The sequence below is a fragment of the Paenibacillus xylanexedens genome (assembly GCF_007676705.1).
In the GTDB taxonomy this organism is placed as follows: Bacteria; Bacillota; Bacilli; order Paenibacillales; family Paenibacillaceae; genus Paenibacillus; species Paenibacillus xylanexedens_C.
Genome location: NZ_VEBF01000001.1, coordinates 41,355 through 55,009, shown reverse-complemented (window position 1 = coordinate 55,009; position 13,655 = coordinate 41,355). Strand labels below are relative to the sequence as shown.

Here is a 13,655-nt window from a genome sequence, read left to right as displayed (position 1 = left end):
TAACGAGGAGGGACAGACGATGTATAACGTTATGATCGTTGAGGATAGCAAACCGATATTACGCAATATTAAAATGCTCTTGGAAACGCTCAACTTACCGGTTCGCGTAGCGGCTACGGCAACCAATGGAGAGGAAGCCTTGGTAGCGATTAAGCAGGAACCGATTGATCTACTGTTGACAGATATTCGGATGCCGAAAATGGATGGCCTATCACTGATCGAGCAAGCCAAGCTTGCCAACCCAGATTTGAAGGTCATTCTGATTAGTGGTTATAGTGATTTTGAATATACGAGAAAAGCGTTGAACCTGAAAGTGTTTGACTATTTATTGAAACCTGTGGAGCGAGAAGCATTAGAGGAGGTTATGGGTCGGATAATTGAGCAACTCGATCAACAGATGTCCAAGGATCTGCTGGATTTGCAAGAATTCATTCATCCCCAATGTGACACTACACTGAAACAAGGGGGTGATTTTCCTCCTTTATTCAGCCAGATGATGATCATCATGAACAAACAACCCTTCACCGCAGGGCATGAACGATGGGTACAGGTGGAGCTTGAGGCTATCATGCAGGATTTTTTTACATCCCATGCATGTCGTGTGTACACAAGTCAAACCTCTTATCAATATGTCATTTTCGTCAACAAGAGTGCACTTGACTTGTACTCTTCCGTACATGAATGTCTTGAATCGTTGCGTCGGCATCTGCTTGCACATCACTATGATGCGATAATCGGAGGACAGTTACTTTACGCTGAATCCGGTAATCTGCCAGAACTCTATCACCGCATGTCGTCCATTGTGTCTGAGCAGCAACGGTTGAAACAAGGCTTAGCGCTCGATACCGGGAATCCGGTGTCGATGGCGAGATTCGAGACAGGCTGTCTGGATTCGGTGCTGGAGTCTACTTTTGTACAGATGATACAGGATCGGCGTAAAGAGCAGTTTGCTCTCAAGCTGTCTGAGCTGCTGGACCGATGGGCGGAGGACAATGTACTTATGACCGAGGTGGAGCGATTTATCGGACTGGTCGTAGACACGTTTGCACATCTGTACGAGGAACAAGGGTCGGGCATGAGATTGGGTCTGGAACTTCGGGCAAGACAATTAACTCAGGCACAGTCCTACGCTGATTTTTGCCGGGAACTGACGGAATGGACGGGGCAGTGCTTCGATATGCTGCAATCCCACGTTCGAAAAAGCAAGGCGATTCTGTTCGAGCAGATTGACGATTACGTAAAACTGAATAAATACTCTCAATTATCGATTAATGACATTGCAATAAAGTTTCACGTCAGCCCGTCGTATGTCAGCAGAGTTATCAAGAATGCCACACAAATAACGTTTGTTCAGTATTACACCCGGCTTCGCATTCAGGAAGCATGCAGACTGATGGAATGCCAACCGGACATGAAGTTCAAGGAAGTATCCGATTTGTTGTCGTTCAGCGATCAGCACTATTTCTCGAAGGTGTTCAAGGAATATACGGGTTTCAGTCCTACGGAATATAAACAACAGCTTCCTGGTATTATGACCCAATCATAGCTAACAACCCCTTTTTATTTATGGTATAATACAAAACAAATACGGCTTGTTACTGAATTCGTTCAGGCAATACCTATGTATATACATGCTCAAAGTCTCTTTGGGTGTGTGTATATATGGGTTTTTTTGCGTTTACTTGCCGATTGATTCCACCAAAAATGAATAAAGAGAGGGCGATTCATTTGAAAAAGGCAAAGAAAGAAAGTTCATTTTTGAAGAAAGGAGGAACCGTTTTACGTTTAATGAGTACCAGACTGATTGCAGCTTTCCTGACCGTACTTATTATCCCAACTGCACTTATTGGATATTTTTCTTATCATAGTGCCAAAGATCAGGTACAACAAAAAATGACAGATCCCATCAATACCATTTTAACGATGACTGGGCAGCACATTAACAATCTGGTGGGGGAAAAAGCAGAATTATTGAGTTATATCGATAGCATGTATGGCTCCTCTCCCAGTCAGGCGAACAACGAAGCACTACAACTAGGAATCGACCAGTTAGCTGATACATATCCTGATATTCTCTCCATAACCGTGGGTAATGACCAGGGCAGTGTTATTAGTTCCCCAGCAGTAGAGGACGCAACATTCGATCCTCGCAGCACAGAATGGTACACTCATGGTGTAAGTAACAATGGATCACTCTATTTTTCGAGTATTATGAAAGATCCGGTCTCCGGGAAGATATATGTAGAGATCTCCAAGGCTCTCACAGATGATCAAGGTGTGGCGAGTATTAAACTTGATCTGGAACGATTAGCAAATGAAATATCTTATGTGGATGTTGGAGGAAATGGAAGTCTGATTGTAGTTGACTCCAATCGAACGATCGCGGCTTGGTCGGGGGCAATTGTAAAAGGTGGAGGTGGAGAGCTCGGCGGAGCACTCATTGACGGAATTCCGGTCCATCCGAATACGGCGTCAAGTTCCGATGAACCGATGGCATTCTCCCAATTTGTCAGAACGGATCTGGCGTATGATCTGGAAGTGCATTCGGGTGTTAATGCTTTAACAGGCTGGAATGTCATTGCTTTGATGGGCCATGAAGACTTTATCGCCGCAGCGAAACCCATCCTAGTCACTAGCTTTACGGTAATTATTATTTCTGTATTGATCGCGGCAGTAATCATATTCTTTATTCTGAGATCCTTTATCGTACCTATGCAAAAACTGCGAAAGGCAACCCGCAGCGTAAGAGAAGGGAATCTGTCGGAACGAGTGAATCTTAAAACCGAAAACGAATTTGGTATATTGGCAAATGATTTCGACCAAATGACCATTTCTCTTCAATCGGTTGTTGCTGAACTTCATCAGACATCATCGTTGTTGAGCCACTCTTCCCAAATGATTCAGGAAAGTACAGAACAAACCACCCAATCGGTTCAACATGTGGCTGAAACCATGCAACAGACTGCTGAATCAGCTATTGTAGGGGCGGAGAATTCGGAACAAACCGCGAATGCCGTAGAAGAGATGGCCAGAGGCATCAGTACAATCGCAGAATCTGCCAGTGCGATTGTGGATTCGGCTGAAGAGACGGAGCGCGCTGTTGCTAACGGTGGAAAAACCATAAATCAGGTCGGAGAACAAATGGAACACATTCTGGGAGCCATTGAAGAGACTTCCGCATTGATTAACGAGCTGTCCAGTCTATCCGCCGAAGCCAATCGAATGAATGAAGCGATTGCGGATATCTCTCGGCAAACCAATCTTCTGTCACTGAACGCTTCTATTGAAGCATCCAGAGCAGGAGAACACGGAAAAGGTTTTGCTGTCGTTGCTGGTGAGGTACGCACGTTATCCATGCAATCCAAACAAAGTGCAGACGAGATTGGTGCTACCATTGGCAAAATGCTCGATCTGATTGCCAAATCCACATCCCTTATGAATGATAACGTTCGTCATCAAGTCGGCGAAGGAATGCGGATCAGCCAAGAAGCTTCTGCAACCATATCGAACATTGAACAATATACAACGCATATCGTGGATCAAATTCAGGATATTTCCGCTGTCTCAGAACAGTTGTCAGCAAGTACGGAAGAAGTCTCGGCTACGGTTGCCGCGATGAGTCATATCTCTAAAGTGTCGGCTGATAGTGCCCAGACGACTTCAGCAGCAGCCCAAGAGCAAATGGCGGCGATGCAAGAGATATCCGCTTCATCAGCACAACTATCCAAGACAGCTGAGAATATGCAAGAACTCGTTCGCCGGTTTAAGCTTTAGAGTAAGTTAGTATGTGTGTAAAGAAATATGTAAAGTACCAGGCGCTCCCCCAATGGAGCGCCTTTTTGCGTTTAGTGATATTAGTGAGATTAGTAAGAATGTGACGCCTCATCCCCGAACATATCCTTTTGATTCTTTTTTCGGAAACTTCGTGGTGATTCACCGACGGTTTTTGTAAATAAAATCGTAAAGTAATTGGGGTTATCGTACCCGACCAGTTTGGCTATTTCCCATATTTTTTTGTTGGTTGAGACTAATAATCGGGTAGCTTCACCCATTCTTCGTTGAATCAGGTAGTGATAAGGCGAAGTGCCATAGTGATTTTTGTACATATGAATTAAGTAATAAAAATCGATATGAAATTGATCTGCCAATTCCTTAAGTTTAATGTTCTGCCGATAGTGGGTATCCAGATAGTCCTTAATGCTCTCAGCAAGGGTATTGCTCCCAACGCTCTCCCCATTAGGAAGTTGTTGACGGGACTGTCGATCGATGATCAGAAGTATTGCTTTCAGCACATGCCCAGAGATCGACTCGTATCCATGTTCTCGGATTGAAAATTCATTGAAGAGAGTCTGCATCAACGAATGGAGTTCATCGGAATATCGGTTGGCTCGAATGATCGGTTTGTTATAGGGAGGGATGACCCAATCCTCAAGGGAGTGGGTACCTTCTGTAAAACGAAAGCCACAATAAAAGGTGGATAACGGGAATTCAGGGTTGGACTTCTCCTCGTGAAGAGTACCTTTGTTATAAATGAGCAAATCCCCTTTTTCAGCCCAGTGTTTGGTACCGTCAATGGTGAACAATCCTTTGCCTTCTGTTACGTAAATAATCTCATGCAGATCGTCATGTTTATGCGTCGGAAAACTCCAATGGGGATTGTCTGCCAGCTTTCCTACATAAATAATGGTGCAATCTCGATTTGGATACAGTTGGCCGGATTCGTGGTGTGTATTCATCTATGTCTTCCCTTCAGAATTCTAATGATAGTCTGTGCTGAAATGACAACATACATAATGTTTTGAAATAAAAGCACAACAACCTTGATTGTCGCCATGGCGTATCTGACAGTACAATTTCACTATCCAAAATGTACTATATATCGAAAGTGAAGGGATGGGAAAGCAGAAAATACATGATTACTGTTCGTAAAAAGAATTGAAGCGCTTGCAACAATAGAAAGGATTAGTGAGTATTGATTTATGACTAGAAATAGAGAGAACCTACTTATTTTAACGCTTACGCTTGTTAGCTTTGTGCTGGGAACAACCGAGTATGTCATCGTGGGTGTGTTGAAGGAAATTGAAAGTTACATGAAAGTATCGCTTGCTGCCGCAGGCATGCTCGTCTCCGGTTTTGCTATTGCATACGCAGTGGGTACCCCATTTGCCGTAGCCTTCTTGGCCAAAATATCCAGAAGAAGCTCCATATTGATTGGATTCGCGATCGTGTTGGCATTAAATCTATTGACCGTGTTCTCAACAACGTTCTCTTCTCTGATGGCCATTCGCATCGTTTCGGCCGTTGCTTGTGGACTTACGATATCGCTTTCGATCTCGATCGTAAGCGACGCAGTGAACCGGGAGCGAAGAGGGGAAGCTATCGCCTGGATTCTGGGTGGATTTTCAATCGCGAATGTACTGGGTGTTCCGCTCGGTACATTTATCGGACAACATCTGAGCTGGTCCATGACTTTTGTCGTTACGGCATGCATAGGTTTTGTGCCTTTGGTATTTATGTTCCGTATTCTGCCACGCCGAACAACAACGATTGCCGGTTCGTTCAGTGATCAGATGTCTCTCTTTTTGAAGCCGCGGATATTGCTCGCCTGTCTGATCCCGGTACTGGGAAACAGTTGTATTTTCGTCGTTTTTACGTACATTACGCCACTCCTAAGTGAGACAATGGGGGTGCCTGTACAGTGGATTAGTGCCATACTCCTGATCTATGGTGCCTGCAGCATCCTGAGTAACTGGATTGGTGCCAAAATAGCCAAGGGTGATTTCCTACCCAAGCTCAAGGGGCTTTTCGTAATCCAAGCGATCCTCTTCCTGGGCATGAGTTTTGCCGTTTCCAATCAGTGGATCGGCTTGGCATTCCTGTTTCTGATTGGATGTGTGTCATCCTCCATGAGTGCGGCTTCCCAGTTATATTTGTTTGATGTGTCTGGAGCGATCGCGCCGGGATCCAAAGCATTCGCATCTACACTGCTGCCTGTGGCGGCCAATGTGGGGATAGCGCTAGGCTCTGGTGTCGGGGGGATTGCCGTCAATATAGGTGGTGTACAGTGGGTACCTCCAGTTGCTGTAATGCTTGCCTTGCTGGCTTATGTCATTACCCGGATATGCCAACGTTCGATTCAATTGAATTCGGACGAAGTGACCACTGTGAACGCAGCCTAGATCAGATGTTTTTTAATAAATGGATGAATCCAAATAGATGGTAATAGAATTACAAGCAAAGTCGCTGTTCCAGCGGCTTTGTTTTTTTAGTTTCCAGCACTCCGGATGAAACGTCTTCGCAGATTAAAGAGGTAGGAAAATGCAACAATTTAGTGAGTTTATATATAAGGAGATCTGATAAAATGAATCCATTAGGAGGGAAAGCCATGAAAAAGCCCATGATCGGTGTACTGCCTTTATATGATACTGACAAAAAAAGTTACTGGATGCTTCCGGATTATATGAACGCAATCGAGGGTGCGGGTGGGATTCCAATCATGCTACCTCTGACAACGGATGTCGAGATCCTTGCTGCGTTGGCTCATGAGTTCGATGGGTTCCTGTTCACCGGGGGACATGATCTCAATCCTGAGCTGTATCATGAGCAGACAGAGGATACCTGTGGGGAGTTATGTATTGAACGCGATCTGATGGAGTCGATATTATTACAAAAGGTAATTGAGCTTGATAAGCCTGCCTTTGGCATATGCCGTGGATTACAACTATTTAACGTTATTTTGGGTGGTACGTTGTATCAAGATATTCCTACTAGCCTTCAACTTGATGTGAACGAGATCGTTAATCATAAGCAAAACCCGCCGTATACGAATCTTGTACATGATGTACATATTGAGAAAAATAATCTATTATACGATATCTTGGAAGCAGACACGATAAAAGTGAATAGTTATCATCATCAAGGGATCAAGATGTTATCCGATAAGTTAACTGCCGTGGCAGTTGCCGAAGATGGACTCGTTGAGTCGGTGGTTATGCCGAACCAGACATTTATTTTGGCGGTACAATGGCATCCGGAGTACAGTTACACTGTGGATCATTATAGTCAAAAGTTATTTGCGGCGTTTGTTCATGCTGCTCAATCCTCACGCTATAATGTCCATATTGAAGACATAACTGCATAAGATTTGGAGCAGAAAAAAAGACCTCCTGTATATACAAACAGAGGAGGTCTTTGTCGTGGTGAATGGAGTCATGATATCACCATGCTAGCGCAGTATTATTTTATCCCGGACTTGGTGTTGGCTTGATCTTTTGCATTAAGGGAAGCAATCAGTTTCTCGCCTTCAACATCCAGATTGGGTAGAATACGATCCAGCCATTTCGGGAGAGACCAAGCTTTGTCACCGAAAATAGCCATGATGGCTGGAACCAATCCCATCCGGATAATGAACGCATCAATCAGGATGCCTACCGCCAAGGTAAAGCCAATCTGCTTGATCATGACATCATCAGTGAAGATAAATCCTGCAAATACAGAAACCATGATCACTGCTGCGGCAACAACCACGCGACTTACCTGATTGTACCCATGAACAACGGATTCAGTTCCGCGATGACCATGAACATAGGATTCGCGCATGGAGCTGACCAGGAAGACCTGATAGTCCATCGCAAGGCCATACAGAATACCTGTCACGATGATCGGCATGAAGCTAAGCAGCGGACCGCCGGTATCGAAACCAAAGAGCGAATGCAGCCAGCCCCATTGGAATACAGCAGTAGTGATCCCGAATGTAGCGAGGATACTAAGCAGGAACCCGATGGTGGCTTTAATTGGAACGATGATCGAACGGAATACGAGTAACAGGATGATCAGCGAGAGCAGGATGATGATGCCTACATAAATAGGGAATACCTGCGCCAGTTTGGCTGACATATCAATGTTAACAGCTGTAAGTCCCGTAACTCCGAGTTTCACATCATAGCTCTGTGCGATGCTGGAATCAGCCGCGCGCAGATCAGTGACCAGTGTTTTAGTAAGATTATCGTTAGGACCTGTTTTTGGAATGAGACTGAAAATAGCCAAATCTTCTGTCATACCAAGCGGTGTGACTTGTGCAACGTTATTTTGACCTTGGAGTTCCATCACCAGACCGCCCAAGAGCTCCGGTGTAACTTTTGCAGAAGATTGATTAGGCTCTGCGACCAGAATAAGGGGTCCGTTAAATCCTTCTCCGAAGCCTTCGGAGATGGCGTCATAGCTTTGTCTTGCGGTTGTATCCAGATTCGCTGAGGAAGCGCCAGGGATACCCATTTCCATTTTGGTGATCGGCGTTGCGACGAACCCAAGAATGACGATGATGGCAATAATGGTAGCCCAACGATTTTTGATAACGAATTTCACCCATTTGTCTGCAAATCCACGATTAGCGGTTTTGGCATGTTGTGCGCCTTTCTCACGAGCTTTGGCGGAACAGATCCGTTCTCCTACCAATCCCAGCAAAGCTGGCAACAGGGTTAAAGCAACGAACACGTTGATGAGCACGGTAGCTGCTGCAACCAAAGCCATCGTGGACAAGAATGTAAGACCAATGACAAGCATACCGCACAGTGCAATAATGACGGTTAATCCGGCAAAAAATACTGCGCTGCCCGATGTGCCAATGGCTCTTGCCGTCGCTTCTTTTGCGCTCAAGCCCTGATCAATAATCATTCGGCGCTGGCGATTAACAATGAAGAGAGCATAATCGATTCCAACCGCCAATCCAACCATGAGAGCCAGGACGGAAGTGACACTAGGCATTTCGATAAATTTGGAGATGGAGAATGCTCCACCTACTCCGATCGCAACACCAAGGAGTGCAGTGAGGAGAGGAAGACCTGCGGCAACAACGGAGCCAAGAGTGATCAGCAATACTATGACAGCAATGACCAATCCGACAATCTCAGCCGAGCCGACCCCAATGGATACCGTTTTGAGCGTTTCGCCCGGCAATACCGTAATATGAGTTCCTTGCTCAACCGTCATAACGGATTGAATAACGGAATCAAACACATCTTGGGTTATGGCAGATTGCTCAACTGTAAATTGGAATTGGAACAGTGCAATGCTTCCATCCGAAGAGATCAGCATGCCTGGCACTGGAACACCATCCACCATCAAAGGTCCATAAGGTGGAGGAGTGGTTGTTGCAGATTGCGCCATATCGGTAGCCTTAGCATTCTGAGCCATCTCAGCGGCAGCACCCGAATTGCTTGCTTCAGTTGCATAGTCTGCAGGGTTAATGACTTTATCTAATCCGTAAACCTCAGTAACACCTTTCATCATAGCAGCCATATTTTCAGGTGTATCCAGACGTTCGTTGTCTGGTGCCTTGAACACGACACTTCCTTGACCCCCGGAAGCGGCTGGCAGTTCTTTTGCTAATTGATCCAGGACTTTCTGTGACTCGGTGCCTAAAATCTTCATTTCAGAACTGATGTGAATACCATTGATGCTGATCATGGAAATGACAATTCCCAGAATTAATACCCAGCCAATGATGAAGGTTGCAGGTTTGCTAAAAGCGGTTTTCCCCACTCTGTATAATAATGTAGACATTTCTCTATTTTACACTCCCTCTAAGATGAATGTGGATGGTTGGCATGTTCGAATCCTGCCCGCAAATGACCAAACGTAGTCTCCAAAAATTGATCGAAGGTGATAGCGCCGGGCTGGGTATCTTCAGTAATGACTTGTCCGGGCAGCAACACATTGAGTCTTCCATCAATTAATGGCAATATCGTTCCATATAGTGCGTTGATCAAAAGATAAGTATAGATCTCGTCATACTTCCCGTTAGATAGGTCTAATAAGGTGTCTTGTGCCTGCGTCTGCATTCTGTGCATGGCTCCAAGATAATGTGGTTCTAACACGGGATAGGTATGAGATAGTGATAATAGTTGGTGAAGCCTTCCTAAGAGTTCTGTTGTAAGCTGCATCTTGATCAGGCTATACAGTACGTCAAGCAAAGAGGCATTGTCGGGCATTTCGGTAAGTAAATCTTCGAGTTCCGTTGTATTCTGGACAGATATTGCGCCTCTGGCTACAGCCTCTTCCTTACATGTGAAATAGTTTGCAAATGTTCTGCGGGAACATCCCACTTGATGCACGATATCTTCGACGGTAAAACCATCGAGTCCGTGTTCAAGAGTCAGTTCAAATGCAGCACCAGCAAGTGCTTTTTCAGTCGCTTCTTTTTTCAAATGTCGCAAGTTTCGTTTGATCATTATTCTCCGCTTATGCGTTCACCTCCAGCACCAATGTCTATGGTCATAGTAGTTTAATAAAGAACATACTCGTAAGCATACAATCTGTGAGGTTTATCATAACAACAAGTTGCTCATTGTGCAAATTTACTCATTGTGCAATTATTTATAAGGCGGCCATACTGCGAATCAATGCTTCAACTGCAAAGGAATGAATGTTAAAATCAATAGAAAAACTTGGGGCGATGACGGGACATGAGTAGTCGGAAACAAAGTTTATTGGAGACAGCACTGGCTCTATTTTTAGAACATAGCTATGCAAATACAACAATCCAGATGATTCTGGATCAATCGGGTGTATCCAAAGGCACATTCTACAAATTCTTCAGCTCGAAAGAAGACTGTTTATATTCGATTATTGATCAGCGTATGCAAGAAGATGTTTTCATTCGCAAAGAGCTTGAACAAAATCACTATACATCCGATTATGACCTGCTCGTGGATCAGATTGCTATCCCTATGTCTGTGCCTAATAAAGAGCGAGTATGGGAATTATATTGGACTGGCTTTTATTCAGGAGAGATCAACTCAGCCAAACTGGCTACTGTTCAGTTAAAATGGTTGTCTACACGATTGATTCAGATATACGGAAAAGACATCAGCTTATATGCCAACGAAGGTGCCATATTGTGCTATGGCATATTGCATCAGATTGCCAACACAGCAAGAAGTCTAAATACGCAAAAACCGGTATGGAGTGAAGTGGTTCCAAAAGTTTTAACATATATTGAAGTGATATTAAAAACAATGCACCAAAGAAACGAACATATTTTTGACTTTCAGTCTCTCTATTTCCTGAATGTGGATGAGCGTAACCGTGATATTGGTATGGACGTCAACACTCTATTGGAAGAATTTGATGAGTTCAACAAACGTGTTCAAAAATCCAAGGAATCTGCATCATTGAAACAACTATCGAAAGGGCTCCTAGCGTTATTACAAAATCAAGAGGATTTGAATATTCCTGTGATAGAAGTGGTACTTCAAGCATTTCACAAAGAGTACAAATCCAGTGCTTTTCACTCGGAAGCGAATAGGCTGACTGAAACCTGTTGGTGGTATTTGGAACTTGTAAAACAACGTGATTAAATTGGAGGTTGGCCTAAAGCCGGCCTCTTTTTATTTCCATATAAATTATTAATATACTATCCGTTTATTAGTTATAAGTTGTTATAACGGTTGTTTATTGCAATTTAAATAGTGAAATTTGATATTAAATATACGAGTAGTATATAATCGAAATGCACATAAATTTCCATAGATTTGAATAATTTCACTTCGAAAGGAAGATTTCTATGAATCATTCGAGTAACCAAACATCCGAAAAAGCAGAATTTAATTTGTTTAGCGAAGAAAATATTACTGATCCATTTGCCATGTTTGCACAGATGCGTTCCAAAGGCTCCGTTGTCCCTATTCCTAATCCTATGGGTGGAGCAGGGCAGACCTGGATTGTTACCCGTATGGATGTAGCCATGGAAGTGTTGAAAGATCACTCTCGATTCACGGTAGATATGAACTCTATGGATAGTGGCAATGATATTCGAAAGAATCTCTCAGACGATCTTGGTTCATCGGAACCCCAGACCTTTTTTACCGGAAAGTCGATGCTCTTTGTTGATGAACCGGATCACCGGAGGTTGCGTAGTCTGGTTTCCAAAGCGTTCACGCCAAGATATATGGAAAGCCTGCGTCCACGTGTCCAGGAGATTGCCGATGAATTGATCGATCAGATTGAAGGGAAAGGAGAGATGGATCTTGTAAAAGACTATGCCTATCCATTCCCAATCAACGTCATTTCCGAGATGCTGGGTATACCTCAGGAAGACCGACCTCAGATCCATGTATGGTCCGAAGCCATTGCCAAAGGTCTTGGTTTTGGTAAACAGGACCCTGCAGTAGCGCAGCACTTGCGATCATTCGCAGAGTACACCTCACAGCTTGTGGCGAACAAACGAGAGGAACCCTCCGATGACCTTATCAGTCAATTAATTGCGATTGAGGAGGAGGGAGATCGACTGAATGAAGATGAATTAATATCCATGATCACATTATTAATATTTGCTGGACATGAGACAACTTCCAACCTGATTGCAACCGGCTCTTATCTTCTTCTGACACATCCCGAACAACTGGAACAACTTAAACAAGATCTTAATCTGGTTCCTTCTGCGGTGGAGGAGTTGCTACGTTATAACGGACCCGCCACTTCTTCAGGTCCTCGTTATGCAACGCAGGACACGGAACTGGATGGACAATCGATTCAAAAGGGAGATGTCGTGATTCCTCTTTTGAAATCAGCGAACAGAGACGAGCGGCAATTCAGTGATCCGGAAGAATTGGATATTGAACGCAAAATAAAACGGCATTTGGCCTTTGGGCACGGTATCCATATGTGTCTTGGCGCTCCGCTTGCTCGGGTGGAGGGGGACGTGGCGTTCACTACGCTTTTACGTCGGCTTCCCGATCTTCAGCTCAGTGTTCCTCAGGAAGAGATTCATTGGCACTCCGCTTTGTCATCACAGGGTTTGGCAGCATTGCCGGTAAAATTCTAATCGTTTATCTGAATATGACTCACTGGAGTATGACGAATTTTCGTCATACTCTTTATTTGTAATGATCATAGAATGTAATGAATAAGAGGCACGAAAAGGAATTAATAACGCTTAATACGAGGTTAAGTTGGATACATAATTTTAGTTGTGAGAGGTAAAGCTAATGAATAAAGATGAACTTTTTATGCATAAAGCCATTGAAATTGCCCTGCAAGCTCGCAAAGAAGGAAACGAACCATTCGGCCCATGATCAATTAGGGGAAATTGCTGGCAGCAACATTATGATCGCGTGTGAAGAAGTATTTGAGAGAAGTCCTCATTCGGACAAAAAAATTAATTTTTAATTATTGCTTGATTTTTGTTTCAACGTCTGATAGTGTAAGACCTGTGATTTTGGGAAGTTGATTTATCAATATGAATTAGAGCTTTCCAGCAGATAATTTTGACCACTTCACCAAGAAGTTAAGGCCATACGGACAGCCGGGTCAAACGCCGATTGGCAACTTATGTTGCTTTATTGATTGAGTTCAAAGCTCAAATTTTATAAGTTGGTTACTTTACAACCAGTGCAATTGCACATCAACTTGTGAAACGGTCAATAAGAGTGGTAAAGGCGAATTATTTGCTATATAGACTCTGATCCAGTATTGATATACATGAAGGAGCTTTCCGCCAAAGGAATTCTTATGAATTTTATTTGGTCATGGAGACTTCACGTCTTTTTTATGATGTATATCAACAAGCAAGTGTGATGATGCGCGATTGCGAGCATTTTTCACCTTGCTTTTTTTGTTGTCTTGTTGTCACCGTATTAATCCAATTAAAAAAAACT

At 43.7% G+C, this 13,655-nt stretch carries 9 protein-coding genes; 6 read left to right on the top strand and 3 right to left on the bottom strand.

The annotated features are described in order from the left end of the window. Nucleotides 1-19 precede the first annotated feature (19 nt). Entirely contained in the window at nucleotides 20-1,546 is a 1,527-nt protein-coding gene (locus tag FS628_RS00245) for a response regulator (RefSeq protein ID WP_145317383.1), read from the top strand. A 242-nt stretch (nucleotides 1,547-1,788) separates the two neighbouring features. Next, a complete protein-coding gene (locus tag FS628_RS00240) occupies nucleotides 1,789-3,774 on the top strand; it encodes a methyl-accepting chemotaxis protein (protein ID WP_260870885.1) in 1,986 nt (661 codons plus the stop codon). An 89-nt stretch (nucleotides 3,775-3,863) separates the two neighbouring features. Here the strand turns inward: FS628_RS00240 and FS628_RS00235 are convergent, their stop codons facing one another. After that, nucleotides 3,864-4,736 (bottom strand): helix-turn-helix transcriptional regulator, encoded by an 873-nt coding sequence (locus tag FS628_RS00235; RefSeq protein ID WP_145317380.1) that lies wholly within the window; start codon nucleotides 4,734-4,736, stop codon nucleotides 3,864-3,866. Nucleotides 4,737-4,979: 243 nt separating this feature from the next. Here FS628_RS00235 and FS628_RS00230 point away from each other — a divergent pair, with 243 nt between their 5' ends. Both FS628_RS00230 and FS628_RS00225 read left to right on the top strand, forming a co-directional pair. Next, complete coding sequence (locus FS628_RS00230) at nucleotides 4,980-6,179, top strand: MFS transporter (protein ID WP_145317377.1); 1,200 nt, start codon at nucleotides 4,980-4,982, stop codon at nucleotides 6,177-6,179. A gap of 206 nt (nucleotides 6,180-6,385) precedes the next feature. Beyond that, a complete protein-coding gene (locus tag FS628_RS00225; protein ID WP_145317374.1) occupies nucleotides 6,386-7,141 on the top strand; it encodes a gamma-glutamyl-gamma-aminobutyrate hydrolase family protein in 756 nt (251 codons plus the stop codon). Nucleotides 7,142-7,236: 95 nt separating this feature from the next. Here the strand turns inward: FS628_RS00225 and FS628_RS00220 are convergent, their stop codons facing one another. Next, nucleotides 7,237-9,561, bottom strand: coding sequence for an MMPL family transporter (locus FS628_RS00220; RefSeq protein WP_145317371.1), 2,325 nt, complete (start codon nucleotides 9,559-9,561; stop codon nucleotides 7,237-7,239). Between the two features lie 20 nt (nucleotides 9,562-9,581). Beyond that, the gene (locus FS628_RS00215; protein WP_260870884.1) at nucleotides 9,582-10,205 is read right to left on the bottom strand and encodes a TetR/AcrR family transcriptional regulator; all 624 of its coding nucleotides are present in this window, start codon (nucleotides 10,203-10,205) and stop codon (nucleotides 9,582-9,584) included. 282 nt (nucleotides 10,206-10,487) lie between these two features. Between FS628_RS00215 and FS628_RS00210 the strand changes: the two genes are divergently transcribed. Continuing rightward, entirely contained in the window at nucleotides 10,488-11,357 is an 870-nt protein-coding gene (locus tag FS628_RS00210; protein WP_260870883.1) for a TetR/AcrR family transcriptional regulator, read from the top strand. A gap of 206 nt (nucleotides 11,358-11,563) precedes the next feature. After that, complete coding sequence (locus tag FS628_RS00205) at nucleotides 11,564-12,823, top strand: cytochrome P450 family protein (protein WP_145317362.1); 1,260 nt, start codon at nucleotides 11,564-11,566, stop codon at nucleotides 12,821-12,823. Nucleotides 12,824-13,655: the final 832 nt, after the last annotated feature.

What these genes read in the sequence shown, in the direction of transcription:
- FS628_RS00235 (WP_145317380.1), bottom strand. Translation starts at nt 4,736, where the DNA reads ATGAATACACACCACGAATCCGGCCAACTGTATCCAAATCGAGATTGC.
- FS628_RS00220 (WP_145317371.1), bottom strand. Translation starts at nt 9,561, where the DNA reads ATGTCTACATTATTATACAGAGTGGGGAAAACCGCTTTTAGCAAACCT.
- FS628_RS00205 (WP_145317362.1), top strand. Translation starts at nt 11,564, where the DNA reads ATGAATCATTCGAGTAACCAAACATCCGAAAAAGCAGAATTTAATTTG.
- FS628_RS00240 (WP_260870885.1), top strand. Translation starts at nt 1,789, where the DNA reads ATGAGTACCAGACTGATTGCAGCTTTCCTGACCGTACTTATTATCCCA.
- FS628_RS00225 (WP_145317374.1), top strand. Translation starts at nt 6,386, where the DNA reads ATGAAAAAGCCCATGATCGGTGTACTGCCTTTATATGATACTGACAAA.
- FS628_RS00230 (WP_145317377.1), top strand. Translation starts at nt 4,980, where the DNA reads ATGACTAGAAATAGAGAGAACCTACTTATTTTAACGCTTACGCTTGTT.
- FS628_RS00245 (WP_145317383.1), top strand. Translation starts at nt 20, where the DNA reads ATGTATAACGTTATGATCGTTGAGGATAGCAAACCGATATTACGCAAT.